This window comes from Robertmurraya phoenicis, assembly GCF_047302285.1.
Classification (GTDB): Bacteria; Bacillota; Bacilli; order Bacillales; family Cytobacillaceae; genus Robertmurraya.
The window spans coordinates 901,928-918,031 of sequence record NZ_CP154845.1 but is presented as its reverse complement, the minus strand read 5'-3'; the positions used below and the strand labels follow the sequence as shown (position 1 = coordinate 918,031).

The 16,104-nt window shown below is 36.7% G+C and carries 18 protein-coding genes; 10 read left to right on the top strand and 8 right to left on the bottom strand.

The window, feature by feature from the left end; genetic code table 11:
• Positions 1-101: 101 nt before the first annotated feature.
• Entirely contained in the window at positions 102-503 is a 402-nt protein-coding gene (locus tag AA0X71_RS04315) for a hypothetical protein (RefSeq protein WP_413359623.1), read from the top strand.
• Positions 504-693: 190 nt separating this feature from the next.
• Here AA0X71_RS04315 and AA0X71_RS04310 read toward each other — a convergent pair whose 3' ends face one another.
• Positions 694-1,113, bottom strand: a complete 420-nt coding sequence (locus tag AA0X71_RS04310; protein WP_413359620.1) for a universal stress protein — start codon at positions 1,111-1,113, stop codon at positions 694-696.
• Positions 1,114-1,140: 27 nt separating this feature from the next.
• A complete protein-coding gene (locus AA0X71_RS04305) occupies positions 1,141-2,604 on the bottom strand; it encodes a SulP family inorganic anion transporter (RefSeq protein WP_413359617.1) in 1,464 nt (487 codons plus the stop codon).
• A 191-nt stretch (positions 2,605-2,795) separates the two neighbouring features.
• On the opposite strand from AA0X71_RS04305, the gene AA0X71_RS04300 reads away from it, so the two are divergent.
• Positions 2,796-3,338 carry a recombinase family protein gene (locus tag AA0X71_RS04300; RefSeq protein ID WP_413359615.1) on the top strand — a complete coding sequence of 181 codons (543 nt, stop codon included), beginning with the start codon at positions 2,796-2,798 and terminating at the stop codon, positions 3,336-3,338.
• A 410-nt stretch (positions 3,339-3,748) separates the two neighbouring features.
• Here AA0X71_RS04300 and cydC read toward each other — a convergent pair whose 3' ends face one another.
• From cydC to AA0X71_RS04280, 4 genes are read right to left on the bottom strand one after another with little or no spacing between them, the layout of a single operon-like run.
• On the bottom strand, positions 3,749-5,467 hold the full coding sequence (gene cydC / locus AA0X71_RS04295; protein WP_413359613.1) for a thiol reductant ABC exporter subunit CydC: 1,719 nt from the start codon (positions 5,465-5,467) through the stop codon (positions 3,749-3,751).
• The gene (gene cydD, locus AA0X71_RS04290; RefSeq protein WP_413359610.1) at positions 5,442-7,172 is read right to left on the bottom strand and encodes a thiol reductant ABC exporter subunit CydD; all 1,731 of its coding nucleotides are present in this window, start codon (positions 7,170-7,172) and stop codon (positions 5,442-5,444) included. Before cydD ends, cydC begins: the two co-directional genes overlap by 26 nt.
• A complete protein-coding gene (gene cydB, locus AA0X71_RS04285) occupies positions 7,172-8,185 on the bottom strand; it encodes a cytochrome d ubiquinol oxidase subunit II (RefSeq protein ID WP_413359608.1) in 1,014 nt (337 codons plus the stop codon). The genes cydD and cydB overlap by 1 nt, the downstream gene beginning before the upstream one ends.
• Positions 8,175-9,575, bottom strand: a complete 1,401-nt coding sequence (locus tag AA0X71_RS04280; protein ID WP_413359605.1) for a cytochrome ubiquinol oxidase subunit I — start codon at positions 9,573-9,575, stop codon at positions 8,175-8,177. The genes cydB and AA0X71_RS04280 overlap by 11 nt, the downstream gene beginning before the upstream one ends.
• Positions 9,576-9,733: 158 nt before the next feature.
• Here AA0X71_RS04280 and AA0X71_RS04275 point away from each other — a divergent pair, with 158 nt between their 5' ends.
• From AA0X71_RS04275 to AA0X71_RS04240, 8 genes are all read left to right on the top strand, one after another.
• Positions 9,734-10,192 (top strand): DUF2804 domain-containing protein, encoded by a 459-nt coding sequence (locus tag AA0X71_RS04275; RefSeq protein ID WP_413362467.1) that lies wholly within the window; start codon positions 9,734-9,736, stop codon positions 10,190-10,192.
• A 369-nt stretch (positions 10,193-10,561) separates the two neighbouring features.
• A complete protein-coding gene (locus AA0X71_RS04270; protein ID WP_413359603.1) occupies positions 10,562-10,819 on the top strand; it encodes a hypothetical protein in 258 nt (85 codons plus the stop codon).
• A 208-nt stretch (positions 10,820-11,027) separates the two neighbouring features.
• Positions 11,028-11,861 carry a hypothetical protein gene (locus tag AA0X71_RS04265; RefSeq protein ID WP_413359601.1) on the top strand — a complete coding sequence of 278 codons (834 nt, stop codon included), beginning with the start codon at positions 11,028-11,030 and terminating at the stop codon, positions 11,859-11,861.
• 4 nt (positions 11,862-11,865) lie between these two features.
• Positions 11,866-12,678 carry a hypothetical protein gene (locus AA0X71_RS04260; RefSeq protein WP_413359600.1) on the top strand — a complete coding sequence of 271 codons (813 nt, stop codon included), beginning with the start codon at positions 11,866-11,868 and terminating at the stop codon, positions 12,676-12,678.
• Positions 12,679-12,687: 9 nt separating this feature from the next.
• Positions 12,688-13,335 (top strand): ABC transporter ATP-binding protein, encoded by a 648-nt coding sequence (locus tag AA0X71_RS04255; RefSeq protein WP_413359598.1) that lies wholly within the window; start codon positions 12,688-12,690, stop codon positions 13,333-13,335.
• Positions 13,325-13,981, top strand: coding sequence for a hypothetical protein (locus AA0X71_RS04250; protein WP_413359596.1), 657 nt, complete (start codon positions 13,325-13,327; stop codon positions 13,979-13,981). Before AA0X71_RS04255 ends, AA0X71_RS04250 begins: the two co-directional genes overlap by 11 nt.
• A 61-nt stretch (positions 13,982-14,042) precedes the next feature.
• Positions 14,043-14,462, top strand: coding sequence for a hypothetical protein (locus AA0X71_RS04245; protein ID WP_413359594.1), 420 nt, complete (start codon positions 14,043-14,045; stop codon positions 14,460-14,462).
• Positions 14,459-14,647: a SpoIID/LytB domain-containing protein gene (locus tag AA0X71_RS04240; protein ID WP_413359591.1), complete on the top strand. Its 189-nt coding sequence runs from the start codon at positions 14,459-14,461 to the stop codon at positions 14,645-14,647. Before AA0X71_RS04245 ends, AA0X71_RS04240 begins: the two co-directional genes overlap by 4 nt.
• 149 nt (positions 14,648-14,796) lie before the next feature.
• On the opposite strand, the gene AA0X71_RS04235 is transcribed toward AA0X71_RS04240, so the two are convergent.
• Positions 14,797-15,270, bottom strand: a complete 474-nt coding sequence (locus AA0X71_RS04235; RefSeq protein WP_413359589.1) for a (2Fe-2S)-binding protein — start codon at positions 15,268-15,270, stop codon at positions 14,797-14,799.
• Positions 15,267-16,103, bottom strand: a complete 837-nt coding sequence (locus tag AA0X71_RS04230; RefSeq protein ID WP_413359586.1) for an FAD binding domain-containing protein — start codon at positions 16,101-16,103, stop codon at positions 15,267-15,269. Before AA0X71_RS04230 ends, AA0X71_RS04235 begins: the two co-directional genes overlap by 4 nt.
• Position 16,104: the final 1 nt, after the last annotated feature.

Here is a 16,104-nt window from a genome sequence, read left to right as displayed (position 1 = left end):
TGTCCATGGATTTAACTGTAGAAGCCGTATACTTGTAGGTAGAGAGCACTACTTCATTTATTCTTTGAAATCCATTACGTATGCGAAAGAAGATGTGAATGATGAGCAAAGAGAGAACACTTTTCTATCGGATTGGAATATTGTTATTAATCGTCGCCATTGGAGCCATTTCTGCAGGTATCGGGTTTATACTCGAACCAGACGGTCACAATTTAGGCATGTCTGTAGATCTTTTGAAGAACTCACCGTTTGAGGACTTCTCCATTCCTGGAATCGTTTTGTTAACGATCAATGGTATTGGAAGTTTAATAGGAAGCATTTTATCATTTAAACGTCACCCCTTAACCTGCACAGTTACAATCATCCTTGGAATTATCATGATGATTTGGATCGGAGTTCAAGTATACTGGATTGGTTTAATAAGTATTTTGCAACCAATCTTTTTTGGAGTAGGATTGATTGAAGTTATTTTAGGGATTATTTTGTTTAGAAAAGTTAGGTAATGTTCTTTAAAGAGTGCATTGATAATGTCCTAAAATCTCGTTTTAATAAAAAAGATGAGGTACTCTAAAAAGTCACTGAAATAAAGCAAGAGGAGAATAACGAATCGTTTTTTCTCCTCTTGCTTTTCTGTTTTCATGCTTTCAATCTTAACACTTTTTTCGGACAACGATGAATAGATAGCAGTCAAAATTATTTAACCACCAACACCGGACAATTTGCCCTCTTCACGACTTTATGACTGACACTGCCAAGAACCATTTCCTGTAGAGTATTCAATCCTCTACTTCCAATCACCAATAAATCTGCCTTTTCCTTTTTCGCATATTCAACAAGGGCAGGCCCAGGTTCTCCGTGCAAAATTTTGGTCTCGTATTTGATCTGATTGGTTTTCATTAATTCTTCAATAGGATGTAACCTATTTCTTCGAGAATAGTCCAGTTCCTCTTGTCCTTGTGCATGTAGGACCTCACTTTTGGATTTTCCGAAATCCGCCACATAGACTAACTCTACTTGGCTATCATTTCCTAAAGATGCGATTTTAACAGCTTCATTTGCTGCTCTTAATGAGTGTTCTGATCCGTCTACAGCTAATAAGACTTTTTTATACACCATACTCGCTCCTATTCTTGATTAAAATTAATGTGAAGATAGTTTTGCATTTGGGTCGTTAAATATAGCTAATTTATCTACCAGGTTCTTACTTGCTGCATTTAAATTTTTAATCGTTACTGTTTTTTGTTTATCACGAAATTTCATCACTACTTTATCAATAGCACCAACAGCTGAGTCATCCCACACATGCGCTGTAGAGAAATTTATAACAATATTTTTGGCATTAACCGAATAGTCAAATGCATCCACAAAACCATCCACAGATGCGAAGAAAAGCTGCCCTTCCACATCAAAGACTACTTGCTCCCCTTCGCTACGCTTTGTTACTTTTATCGACGATATTTTTGCCACAAAGAAAATAGCGCTTAAAATGACTCCTGCGATAACTCCTTTTGATAAATCATGGGTGGCGACTACTATCGAAACAGTTGCTAGCATGACCACTGCATCCGTTTTTGGGGCTTTTCGTAAATAAGTAAATGAACTCCAATCAAATGTTCCGATCGATACCATTATCATAATTCCTACAAGGACAGGCATTGGGATCTGAACAACTAAGTCGCCCAGTACGATAATCAAGAACATCAAAAATACCCCTGCAATCAAAGTAGATAATCTTCCTCTTCCTCCTGATTTCACATTAATAACAGATTGTCCAATCATCGCGCATCCTGCCATTCCACCAAAGAAACCAGTGACAATGTTTGCGATCCCTTGCCCTCTTGCTTCTTGATTTTTATTGCTTTCAGTTCCCGTCATATCATCGACAATCGATGCCGTTAGCAAACTTTCTAATAGACCAACGATCGCTAATGAAATCGCATAAGGAAAAATAATCGCCAATGTTTCAAAAGTAAATGGAACATTCGGGATTAATAATGTCGGCAATGTTTGCGTGAGCGTTCCTAAATCTCCAACTGTTCTTAATTCAGATCCTGAAAAAATAGCCACTGTTGTTAATACAATTATAGCAATCAATGGGGCTGGAATAGCCTTAAAAAATCTTGGTACGATATAGACAATCATTAGAGTAATCGCCACAAACACATACGTTAAATTCGAAATTCCAATAAAATGGGGAACTTGTGCCATAAAAATTAAAATCGCTAATGCATTTACAAAACCAATCATGACTGCTCTTGGGATAAATTTCATCACCCTTGATATTTTAAATACTCCAAACAAAATTTGGATAACTCCTGTTAAGAGTGTAGCAGCAAATAAATATTCTAATCCGTAATCCCTAACCAAAGGAACCATCAATAAAGCCATCGCACCAGTTGCAGCTGAGATCATTCCAGATCTGCCACCGGCAAAGGCGATAACAACTGCCATTGTGAAAGAAGCGTACAGTCCGACCATCGGATCTACTCCAGCTATAATGGAAAAAGCAATTGCTTCTGGTATGAGGGCTAATGCCACCACTATTCCAGAAAGGATATCTCCCTTTATATTAAAAAACCATTCTTTTTTTATCTTTTCAACCACTTTGTAAAAACCTCCAAAATTATAGTAAACTGATGGAAAACATCATAATTAAGATAAATATGATAACAATTAAAAACTCACTTTGACAGTCTATCACTTCCTGTTCCAAAATGGAACCTTTTTGGGAAGATGTTTTAACTACGCTTATGTTATAATGTGATAAGTATTTTTACTAATAGGAGATAGTTGCCATGTTAATCGGATATATGAGACCTTCCAACGAGGACCCAAACTGTGAAGAACAACAGAAAAAATTAATAGAGATGAATTGTGACAGCATCATTTCAGAAGAACATTCATCTCCCAAAAAAAGGGGTCAACTTAAAAGCTTAATGAACAGCCTTAACAAGCACGATAAAATTGTCACTCCACAATTATCTTCGTTCGCAGACTCTTCACGGCATCTCGTTGAGTTATTGGAAATATTGGACTCCAAGGGTGCTTTTATTTTATCTCTCAAAGAAGGGATTGATACAAGCAACGAACGTCACATTCATTTCTATAAAACGGTCAAACATCTCGTCGATTTTCAGAGTGATTTGATTAGCGAAAAGACAAAACAAGGAATATCTGAGGCAAAAGAAAATGGAGTTACTACTGGAAGACCTAGAAAACCGGACGAAAATGTACAGCGAGCGATTGAAATGTATCAAAGTAGAAACTATACTTTAGCTCAAATCAAAGAGGAAACAGGCATAAGCAAGTCGACTTTGTATCGATATTTGGAGAATTAGGCAATGTAGCCCTCAATTCTAGTTATTTTCTTTTCCTAGAACTTTCACTTAAATAACAATCCAGATCTATCAATTAAAAAAACTCCAATCTGATATAAATAAGTCAGTTTGGAGGTTCAAAAGCGCTAGTGCATTGGTCATCGCCGTACATAACTCGAAGGGCTAGTTCTTTCGATAAGGGAAATCCGATGAGCGTTAATGAATTGGGATTGACTTATCGTAGGGAGGGGACCTGAATTTTGATAGATGATAGGCGCTGGAGTTGGACGTAGATGTACTAAATAATAAAGTTATCCACCACTGCGAAATCTAATTATCCCACTCTGTAAAAGCACCATTTTCCTCATCTACACCTATCTTATTTCTACTTCAAATTTTTTATTTCTTTTCAAACTTGTTTCCTCTTACCTTTACCCTTTATCCATCTCATAAAGCCTTCGGTATCGCTCGCTTGTCTTGATTAACAATTGATGAGTTCCTTCTAAAGCGATCCTTCCTTTTTCCATAAAAAGTATCTGGTCTATCTTTTCCATTCCCACAAGGTGATGAGTAACCCAAATAACAGTTTTATCTTTCAATGTAGTAAAAATGGTTTCGATTAGATCTGCTTCGATTCGTGGATCTAAACCAACAGTAGGTTCATCCAAAATAACAATCGGAGTATCCTTCAATAATATCCTTGCTAACGCAATACGCTGTCTCTCTCCTCCAGAGAAACGAGCGCCCGTTTCTCCCATTTGGGTAGCTAATCCATTCTGTAAGGAATGAATATATTGATCGAGCTTTACCAGATGGATGACTCTTTCAATTTCTTCTTCACTAGCATCTTCGTTCCCTAAACGGATATTATTTTCAACAGTCGTTGCAAAAAGATAAGGCTTCTGGTTTAACACGCTAATCATTTCATAAATATCTTCACCATAATCACTTGGAGCATATCCATTGATTAAGACCACACCAGAAGTAGGCATAAGTTCTCCTAAAAGAATTTGCAGAAAGGTAGATTTACCGGTTCCACTTTTTCCTAGAAGAGCGATCTTATCCCCTTTTGGAATCGATAAGGAGATATCTTTTATCGTATCTTCTGTGGAGCTTCCATATCGAAAACGAAGCTCACTTACCGAAATATCCGCTTCCTTTCCCAAAGGAAGCTTTTTCGTTTTTTCCTCACCAGCCTCTCTCTCAATAGCATTCAATCTCTTTAACGACTCCTGATAGGTTGGGATTCTTTCCACAGCACGGGATACAGGTATTAAGATTTCTATAATAGGAAGTGTTACGAGTATAAAGGCGGCAATATAGGTAGGGGCGATTTCTCCCTCAACTGCTGCCAAGCTTGCCCATATACCGACCATAATGAGAATTAGACATGAAATGATGCGAAGCTGCAGTTCCCGTGATTGATTCCAATAGGACAGCTTCCTCTCCACCTTAAGCACATGTTGACTTTCCATTTGAAACTTCTCTTGAAAATGCTCTGCTCTTCTGCTAATCAGCCAGTCCGTTAGCCCAAAGACAGCGTCTGTCAAAGAAGAATATAAATTATGTCTAGATTCTTTAAGCTTTATTTGCTGCTTTTTCATTAAAAATAAAGAAAGGATAGGATATACAAAGACCACAAAGCTTAAGCAAAATCCGATCCAAAGGGCAAATTTCCAATCGAATAAGGAGAATACAACAACAGAACTAACAAATAAGAACAGAGCTACTATCACTGGAAAAATAGTGCGAATATACACATCCTGTAAATGCTCAATATCATCTGCCAAGGTCCCTAATAGGTCTCCAACATGAAATCGTGATCGAATAAATAAGGCTTGGGGCTCGATGACACGATAAAGCTTTACTCGCATGCTGCTCAATATTTTCAGTACTGCATTATGCCCTAGTAGCCTTTCTATATATCTTGTAACCGCTTGGGATATACCAAAGGTTCGCACTAAAACAATTGGAACATACAGCATGAGAATATTATAGGGCTGAAGAGAAGCACTTGAAATCAGGTATCCAGAGGTGAAAGTGAGCATGGAACTCCCTATTGCTGTCATGACACCAAATAATATCGCCAATGCAATCCAATGGGAGTACTGTTTAAGGTAAGGCTTAACATATACTTGAAAGTACTTCATGCTTCTCCTCCCCCTTTAATGCCTTAATCAAATGATAGTAGGAACCTTTTTTGTGATATAGTTCTTCATGCGAACCTGCCTCCACCAACTTGCCATCTTCTAGCACAAAAATGATATTCATTTCCTTCATCCAATGCAGGCGATGGGTTGCAAAAAAGACAAGCTTGTTTTCTAGTAGAGGCATGATTAAGTTCTTCAAATCATGCTCTGTTTCAATATCTAAATGGGCGGTGGGCTCATCAAATAGCATGATTGGCCTTTGCTGCAGCAAAGAACGAGCCAATGCAATTCTCTGCTCCTCTCCTCCACTTAAGATCCGTCCACCCTGACCAATCACTTCGTCTAATCCATTGGGAAAACTCTCAACTAATTCTGAAAGCCCTACTCTTTCAACTGCTCCCTCAATTTCTACCTCTTGGGAATTGGGTGCATACCAACCAATATTGTCACGAACCGTTCCTGAAAAGATATAAGGATGCTGGGGAACATACGTCACCTGTGCTTGCCAGCTATCCATCGAAAAACTACTTATTTCTTGGTCATTATAAAAAAAGTTTCCTTCACTAGCTTCTGAAAGTCCTGCCAATAAATCAATTAACGTAGACTTTCCTGAACCAGAGTGTCCAATAATGCCAATTTTTTCATAACCCTTTACCTTGAAGCTTATATTTTCTAAAATGTTTCTTTCTTCATCATCGGAGATTGTAGCTAAACCTGTTATGGATAAAGTACTGTCATTATTCCATTGCGGAAGATTGTTTCCATTCGATTGCTTTACTTCAGTTGCTTCATCTAATAATCTTAGGATTTTTTCTCCTGCATCCTTTCCGTCCATTGTTGTATGATAATCATTTCCAAAGGAGCGGATAGGCATAAAATATTCCGGTGCGAGAATTAAAATCACCAACGCTGACTCTAATCCAATATTCCCTTCAATAAGACGAAGCCCTAACTCCACTGCTACTACCGCAACAGATAGGCTCGAAAAAAAGTCCAAAGCAAATGTAGACAAAAAGGCTAAGCGTAACGTCCGATTCGTAGCAGCTCGATACGCCTCACTAACCGACTCAATAGCATGAATATGTGATTTACTTTTCCCTAGATACTTTAGCGTTACAATTCCTCTCAATGAATCGACAAAATGATTGGAAAGTAAATGAAAGGAGACCATTTGCTCATCTATTTTTTTTTGAGCAAGTAAGCCAATTAAAATTAAAAATACAATCATAATCGGCATTGTCAGGATAAGAACGACACCTGAGAGAACATCCATTTTAAAAATGTAAAATAAAATAAGAAGAGGAATAACTATCATCGATATTGCCCGAGGTATAAAAAGCTCGATGTATGTTCGAAAATTGGATATTCCTTCAATACATAGAGTAATAAGACTTCCTGATCCTATTTTCCCTATTTTTCGAGGACCTAATGTGAAAATCTTCTTAACTAGCTTCATTTGATATTGTACAGAGGTTCTTTCAGCAAACTGGTAGGAAATCCTCTCCTTCAGCCACTGAAAGAAATATCTAAGCACAAAAAAAACAGCAAAACTACAAAGAGAAGGAAGGACAGCAATAGTTGCTGCCCCTTTAAATAACTTTGTTATCGCTTCGGATAAATAAACTGCCTGCAGAATGATGGTTATTCCCTGGCCTAGGGTAAGTATCCCTAATAGGAACATTATTTTTTTGTTCATTACTTCCATTAGTATTCTAAATGCTCCTTATGGGAAACTCTTTTTCTAAATACATAATAGCTCCATATTGTATATCCGAGAACGATAGGTACCATCGTTCCAGCAACAATCGTCATTAGCTTCAAGGAATATTCACCTGAAGCGGCATTATAGACCGTTAAGTTATAGGCCGCGTCCGTTGAACTGATTAGAACGTTTGGAAATAAAGCTATAAAGAACGATGCTGTTACTAATACCAATATCAAACCTGTTGTTGCAAAGCTATATCCCTCTCTCCTTTTCTTGAGCAAAGGATATAGAGCTAAATATAAGGCAATTGCCATGATATAAAGCGGAAATAAAATGGTTCCTCTATCTGTAAAGGCGTCCGTATACACGTAAGTGAGGACTACAAAAAGGACAACTACAACTCCTGTTGCAAGATAAACCTTTTGCGCCAATCTATTCGCCCGCTCACGAAGGTCTCCCTCCGTTTTCAATCCAATGAACATCAATCCATGTAAAAAAACGAGCATAACAAAAGCAATTCCACCAACTATCGTGTAAATATTTACTACATCGATAAATCCAACTACCATATTCATGTTCTCATCTATCGGCAACCCTTTAATAAGACTCGAAAATAGAATCCCTAGTAAAAATGGTGGTAATAGACTTCCTAAAAATATCGCCCAATCCCATGTCTTTATCCAACTAACTGACGTAGATTTCCCTCTAAATTCGAAGGCCACGCCACGTGCTATTAGCGCTAAAAGGAGTACGACAAATGGGAGATAATAGCCGCTAAATAAGGTTGCATACCAATGTGGAAAGGCCGCAAACATTGCACCTCCAGCAGTGATTAACCATACTTCATTGGCATCCCAAAATGGACCGATAGTATTTATTAAGATTCTCTTTTCAAGATCATTCTCGGCTAGAAATTTCGTCCCTATTCCAACGCCAAAGTCAAAGCCCTCTAAGAAAACAAAGCCTACGAAGAGAACACCCACTAGGAGAAACCAAAGTTCACTAAGCTCCACGTCTTTTTCCTCCTCTTAAAAACGGATCGGTATCTACGTCTATTTCACCTGAAACAGTGTAGGGACCATGTTTAATAATCCTAATAAATAAATACACCATCGCAATAGCAAGAAGTGTGTAAATGAGCGAGAAGGCGATTAAGGAAAACAAAATACTACCGGCTGAAACATTAGGAGATATGCCATCCGCTGTTGTCATTAGTCCATTGACAATCCAAGGCTGACGTCCGATTTCTGACATAATCCAACCAGAAAAATTTGCTATGAATGGGAATGATATTGCTGGAACCATCCATTTTAAGTAACCGGTGCTTGTTTCCAGTTTTCCGCGCCACCCTTTTATTAAACCAATAAGAGTAAGGAGAATCATTAATCCTCCTGCTACAACCATAATTCTAAAGCTCCAGAAAGTGGTTTTGACTGGAGGAATATAATTCCCCTCACCAAATTCTTGAACATACTCATTCTGAAGTGTATTCATTCCCTCTACGGCTCCATCAAATTCACCATAGGCCAAAAAGCTAAGCAAATATGGAATTTCTATTCTCATTGATGTATCCTTCGATTCCGTATCGATATTAGCAACGACCGTCCAAGGTGCTGGATCCGCTGTATCTTCCCAGACTCCTTCTGCTGCAGCCATTTTCATAGGCTGTACTTCCATTAAGTATGTAGCTTGAGAATGTCCTGATATAGCAATCCCCATCGTGGATATAATTCCGATAATCATTGGTAAGGTCATAGATTTCTTGAAAAACTCAACATCCTTTTTCTTTATCAGCTTCCATGCACTTACCCCAAGAACAAAAAATGAGGCTGTTGCTAGACTTGCAAATATTGTATGAGGATAAGCTACAAGCACCTTCGGATTCGTTAACACAGCAAAGAAGTCATTCATCTCCGCTCTTCCATTTTGGATCGCATAGCCAAGTGGATTTTGCATAAAGGAATTGGCTACTAATATCCATAATGCTGAAATGGCCGTTCCTATGGAGACAAGCCAAATGCATGCTAAATGAAGTTTCTTGGGTAGCTTATCCCATCCGAATATCCACAGACCTATAAAAGTCGATTCTACGAAAAATGCTAGAAGTGCTTCAATTGCTAGTGGAGCACCAAATACGTCCCCTACAAACCTGGAATAGCTTGACCAATTCATCCCGAATTGAAATTCTTGAATAATTCCTGTTACTACCCCAACGGCAAAATTAATGAGGAAGAATTTCCCCCAAAATTGAGCCATCTTTTTGTAGATTTCTTTTTTCTTTACAACATACATTGTTTGCATGACTGCGATGATGAATGCTAAACCAATTGAAAGCGGCACAAAAATAAAATGAAAAAGAGTCGTAGATGCAAATTGAATCCTTGCAAGAATTAGTTCTTCCACACTTTCTCTCCTCCTTTCTGCTTATCAATTTCAATATAGCAAAATTATGAGAATTGTTTGTGAACGCTAGAAGAAAGTATTGTTACAATACAAGCAATTTTTATTAATTTCAGTTTTATAAAGCATGAAAGTCCTACAATGTACACACACAAAATAGTATACTCCGCTTCCGGTACAGTAACCGTTGCGATCGAACGTATACATTTGACCCATCTCGAGACATCGCCATCCTTGATGAACATCGAACAATTCTTCCTTATCGGACGACTTGGTTATGGGGGACGTTTGCTACAATTATAGAAGATGGAGTGATCGGAGCAAACTTTGCAGATAGACCGATTGTAGAAGGAACAGATGAGGAGTCTTGTTTATGGACACCTGGTGCATGTGAGCCTCTAGCTGATATCACTTTTGAACCAACCTCTAACGACCCGCTGGATCCATGGATCATTAAATCCGCAGATGGTCGTCTAGACGTTACTTTTACACCTGAAGATCGGAAAGTCCTAGCTTCCATTGATTACTGGCAAATGGTCGGTACCTACACAGGAACCATTGCAGGAATTGAAATTAAGGATGTTCGTGGGGTATATGAGTCCATGCGTGCTCGTCTTTAATTTAATTTTAATCAGGGTTAGGTCATTGAGATCAGACCCTTTTTTTGTTTGAGGATATATGTGAAGAATTTATTTTCCTAAATCTATTTAATGTGAAATACCTCCAATGTTTTTATCTCTTCATATTTTATATACTCCCGCTCTTATAGACTATAGTTAAATCCTTCTAACTTTCTCTGTAATCACAATTTTCACTAAAGAAATTCTTTCAAAAAAACATTTTGTTAAGCTATATCTAGAACTCTATAACTCGATTAAAAAATATTCTTATTTTTTTACAAAATTCTCTTTATTTTTACTTTTTTAACATTATAATACAGTTCAAGGGAGTTTAATCCAAATAATTACATATGAGGAGAAATTTTTTTAATGAAAGCCAAGTCTATTAAAATTTTTTCTGTATTATTTATTTGCTTACTAATTTTTAGCACACATGCATTTGCTGCAAGAACGACGATTACTTTACCTTCAGGACAAACCTGGGTAAGTAAGTATGATACAAGAAGTGGGAACTATTCAACAGTCAATTCGAGGTTATACGCTGTATACCCTACTAATGGAGGCACAGATAATTTTACTAGAATAAATGTGAAAGTCACTTCTTTTAGTGGTTCGGTACAAATGTGAGACATAATCACTTTGAATGAATCAGCAACCAGCAATATATCAATCCCACTAAAAAATGGTACATTGGGAAGCAAAGAGATCAGATTCCAATTTAGAGGGAATAATCCAAATTATGGTGCTATAGCCGATGTTTTATATGATGGTAGATAATTAAAGTAGTTATTGGTTTGAACTCCCTTGCATTTTCTTTAGAAAGGCAGAGCGAAATATGTTATTACAATCTATCCACATGCAGTTTAAAGTAATTTTCGAAAAAAAAAGTGCCCTTACTATTCTATTTCTATTAATGGGTATTATACTAATCAATTATTTTACTAATGTAGTAACTTATAAGGGGACAGACGTAATTGCTATGTATCACCCTATGAAACTTTTAACACTTTCTAGTTTTAGTGAATATAGCTTTTATATTTTGCAATATTTCCCATTGATTGTTGTGATGCCTGCAGGGTTTTCCTTGTTTACTGACAAACAAGGAAATCAATACATTTTTATTCAATCTCGTGTGGGAGCTCATCGATATTATTGGGGAAAGTTAATTGTTGTTTTCTTAGTTACTTTCTTTATATTCACTGTACCTTTTCTCTTAGAAATTTTGCTTAGTACTATAGCTTTTCCAATGATGGCAACCGGTGACCCCTCGAATCTTAGTACTTATGATGCATCGTATATGAATACAGTCAATATGTATTTATTATCTGACTTGTATATATATTCGCCTTATATTTATGCTATTTTCTTCACATTAATATTTGGCTTGTTTTCTGGAATTTTGGCTGTTTTTACTGTTTCCATTTCTACTTTTTCTATCAAATATAAAGTGCTGTTGTTTTTACCTGTCTACTTATTGCTTTATTTTTTGGGAATGTTGAAACAATTATTTCCAACAATGTCAGTTGAAACAAATTACTTTTTTTATTTAGCTTTTTACCACCCTCTTCAAAATGCATCAAATAGTTTGTTCTTTTTTATCCTATTTGCCTTAATTCTACTATTTCTTTCTATACTAATTGTTGTTTTAAAAATTAGAAAGGATACATAACAGAATGAACAATGCATTAATAAAATGTGTAGGTATAGCTATTCTTTTGGGAGCCTTTCAAGCAACGTTTTTCTTAGGAATGCATGAGGAAATTCTACTGTCAGATATTATCCTAACATTCGGTTTTTCTGAAGTAGAAATCATTCTTGTTTATTTAATCGAACTATCGTTAAAACTCTTACCTTTATTATTATTTCAGATTTTATTCGGAACATATATTTACCAACATTTTTGTACAGCTAGCATTTATTATTTTTCACGCTGTCCTAATCGGGTGAGATGGTTTCTAACTGAATGCTCAAAATTGTATTTACTTTCCTTCATTTATCCACTAGTGATGGTTATTTCTGGAACAACTGTGGCTAGCATTACTAATCAAATCGTTTTCGATGAGGTTTCTTTTATACTCCTACTATATTATTTATTGATCCATTCCTTGTGGCTCTTTTTTACTGCGTTATTAATTAATTTGATTGCTATTAAGCTAGATAGTAGCTTGGGATTTATGGCTGTAGTCATATTGCAATTTACATGTGTCGCCATGTTACTCTTGTGGGAAAATGTATGGCCATTAACGGATACACAAAACTTGTCTAATCATGCACTCCTGCTACAATTTAACCCCATTGCTCATCTTATCTTAGCTTGGCACAGTAGTCCTATTAGTCTTCTTAATGAAAGACTAGATCAATTTCAAATTGATTTTAATCTCAATAATTCTATAGTAGTTTTTTTCTTTCTTAATATAGTTTTTTTGACATTCGGATGCTGGATTGTAAAAAAACAAGAATGGATTACACTTCAAAAAGAAAGGTAGGTAGAAGCAATGCTAGAAGTAAAAGGCATTAATAAAAGAATTAAAAACAATATGATACTGTCCAATATTGATTTGAAATTGCACAAAGGTGTTGTTTACGGATTTGTTGGCAGAAATGGTTCAGGAAAGACTATGTTGTTCAGAGCGTTATCAGGATTAATGAAAATTGATTCTGGAAAAATCATTTATCAAAAAAAGCAATTGCACAAAGACTTTCCAATCCTTCCTAATTTAGGCATAACACTTGAAAATGCCGATCTTTATCCAGAATTTACAGGACTGAAGAATCTCCAGTTGCTTGCTAAATTAAATAACAAAATTGACGATTCACAGATAAGAACGGCGATAGAAAGAGTAGGACTAGATCCAAATGATAAACGGACCTATAAGAAATATTCATTAGGTATGAAACAGCGTATTGTCTTAGCCCAAGCAATTATGGAAAAGCCTGATATTATTATGCTAGATGAACCAACTAATTCACTAGATGAAGGCGGTGTTAAGCAAATTCGACAAGTGATTTTAGAAGAGAAACAGCGCGGTGCCATGATTCTCCTAGCTAGTCATAACAAAGAAGATATTGATTTACTTGCAGATCAAGTATTCTATCTTGACAATGGTCGTTTATTTAATGAGGTGCTTAGCAATGTGGAATAAACTATTATCTTTAACTATGTTAACCGCACTCATTGTAGCTGTTTTACTAGGACTATTTTTTCGTCAAACATATACAAATGTAACAGCAACATCAAATGTAATCGATAATTTTTCTGTAGCACTCTGGGATGTAGATATGTCGCCCACTTTAGTTCAAACAATGCGGGAAGATTTGCCGAATAGCAATTTTATCGTACGTGTAAAATCCAATGGACAAATGGATTACACATTCAAAAATAATAAACAGTATGTTGAAGTATTAGAAGTTTTTCAAGGAGATGGATTACAACTAGGTGATCAAATTGCCATTACCCTACTAGATTGGATGCTTTTCTTTGATGATATGACAGCCAACTTAAATTTTGTAAATCTTATGCATCCAGGACAAGAGTATTTAATATTTTTAGAAAGGAAACTAGATACACTTGATTCTAATGAAAATAACATTTACTTGTTACCTGGCCTGATAATACCACCTATTTTTAATTATGAAGATAAAGAACATAGCATTTTCCAAGTTTCAGAAGATGATCGTTATGTGCCATACGTAAAGGTAAAGGATAATGAATTCTTCGTTAGCTCTGAGAAATCCTTAGATATGCTCTTGGAACTGAAACATGAATTATTGCAAAAATACCCCAAATAATGCGTCGACAATGTTATCCTAAACATGCATAATCAAGAAATACTTCCTCAATAATAGCGGTATGAAAATACTTAAGCCTATCATTTTTACAGTTTTGCTATTAGGATTTGCTCGTGATGTTTTTGCAGACGAGCTGATTTCCGTTCGTTTAAGAAACTATATCGGGGACACCCCTAAGCTATTTTTACGCTTAAAAGGTGAATTTTCGACATTAGACCCAGCCTTAAAACTAAAAGAAGGGACGGACTACAAACATTCCATAAAAGGCGAGAAACTTTTTCTTCATCGCGGCAAGTCAAAAATAAAAGTAGAAGAACCTTTCATTTTATACCCGAAAGGCTATGATGAAGAGCACTTGCTCTATATCAATGGCAGACCCTATATGGACACACTCGAATTTCATATTGAAAAAGAAAACCATATTCGTCCCGTCAATCAGCTACTTTTAGAAGATTACTTAAAAAGGAGTTGTTCCATTTGAAGTGTTCCCAGCATGGGACAATCGAAGCGTTAAAAACCCAAACGCTCGCAGCTCGCACCTATACAATTACCCATAAGGATGCTGAACTCGATGATACCATTCAGTATCAGGTCTACGGTTGGTATTATTATCCTGGCACGGAAATTGCAGTGTACGAAGGTGCTGAAGCAAAAGTTAATAATTGATGAAGGCTGTCCGAAAAGACAGCCCTTTTCATTATTTGTAGAACTAGGCTGGTACGAGTAAAATCAACGGAGATTTTCCGCTTAATTAGTCAAATATCTCAAAAAGTAGCCTTTTGAAGTCAGAAGCCTGTCCTGTCCGAATCCGGTGCCTATTCGGACAGTCTCCTGTTAATTTCTACTACAGCAAAAACGGCTTCTTCAATTTCTTCATAGGACGTACACCGACAAATATTCGAGGAAAGCCATTCTTTTATCGTTTCGTATGTGGGATGGGGATGGTTTTCAAGTAGAGCTTGGATATTCATAATAAATCCAGGCGTGCAATAGCCGCATTGGAAAGCAAAATGCTCAATAAAAGATTGCTGCACAGGTGAATGATCTAATCCTTCAATCGTCGTGATTTTCGAACCTGCTGTTTCAACTGCTAACATGATACATGACTTATACACTGTTCCGTCAACGATAACTGAGCAGGATCCACAATCTCCATTTAAGCAACCTGGCTTTGCACCAGTTAAAGAAAGTTCATGTCGTAGAACATCGAGTAGTGTATCAGCTGGACGAATTACGACCTCTTTAAGCTCCCTGTTCACGTTTAATGGGACAGTTATTTTCTTCGTCACTTTTCCCCCTCCAACTCTGTAATGATTTCCTCTAACGTATTTCTTAACACAAATAAGCGGTATTCTCTTGACCCTTCAATATCATCCAACACTTGGTCAGGAATAGATTCAAGAGCCTGTTGAATCCGATTCTCCAAGGGGATATTGGTTTGATTTAATGCATCCTCCATCTCCGCCGAACGAAATGGGAATGGACATAATCCACTAAATGCAAAACGATGACGATTCTCTACTTTTATGGAGGAAACCGTTAATAAGGGATAACCCGTTTCCCATTGCTGCCTTTTTTTTAAACTGGCAAAAGGCATAGTCGTGTATGCCTGCTCAGTTAAAAGTTGAATGACAAACTGCCCCTCTTCTAGTTGAAACGTTCCATTAAAAACCTCATGAATAGAACGTGTTTCTATTCCATTCTCACCTGCAATGACAACATCACTATCACAAAGTAAAAAGGGTAACACCGCTTCTCGGTAAAAAATTTGGCCGCATAAATTTCCGCCAATGGTAATTTTATTCCGTGCTGTGTGGTCAGCTACTCCTTTTGCGACTGTACTGAGTAAAGGAAATAAATTCATCTCTTCAATTAAGGTAAGAGGAAGTGCTGCTCCAGATACTAGTCTATTCTGATAAAAATCGAAAACAAGACATTCTTTTACTGATTTTATATCAATCACTGCATCAAAATGTAGGAGATTCAGACGACCAAGCGTTAAGATTTCAGTGCCTCCTGAATAATACAGGGCGCGTTTGTGATCCCTTTTTAACAAAAAGAAAATCTCTACCGCCTCTTCAATCGACTTTGGTTTATAGTACTCGATATTAAATGGTAGCAAG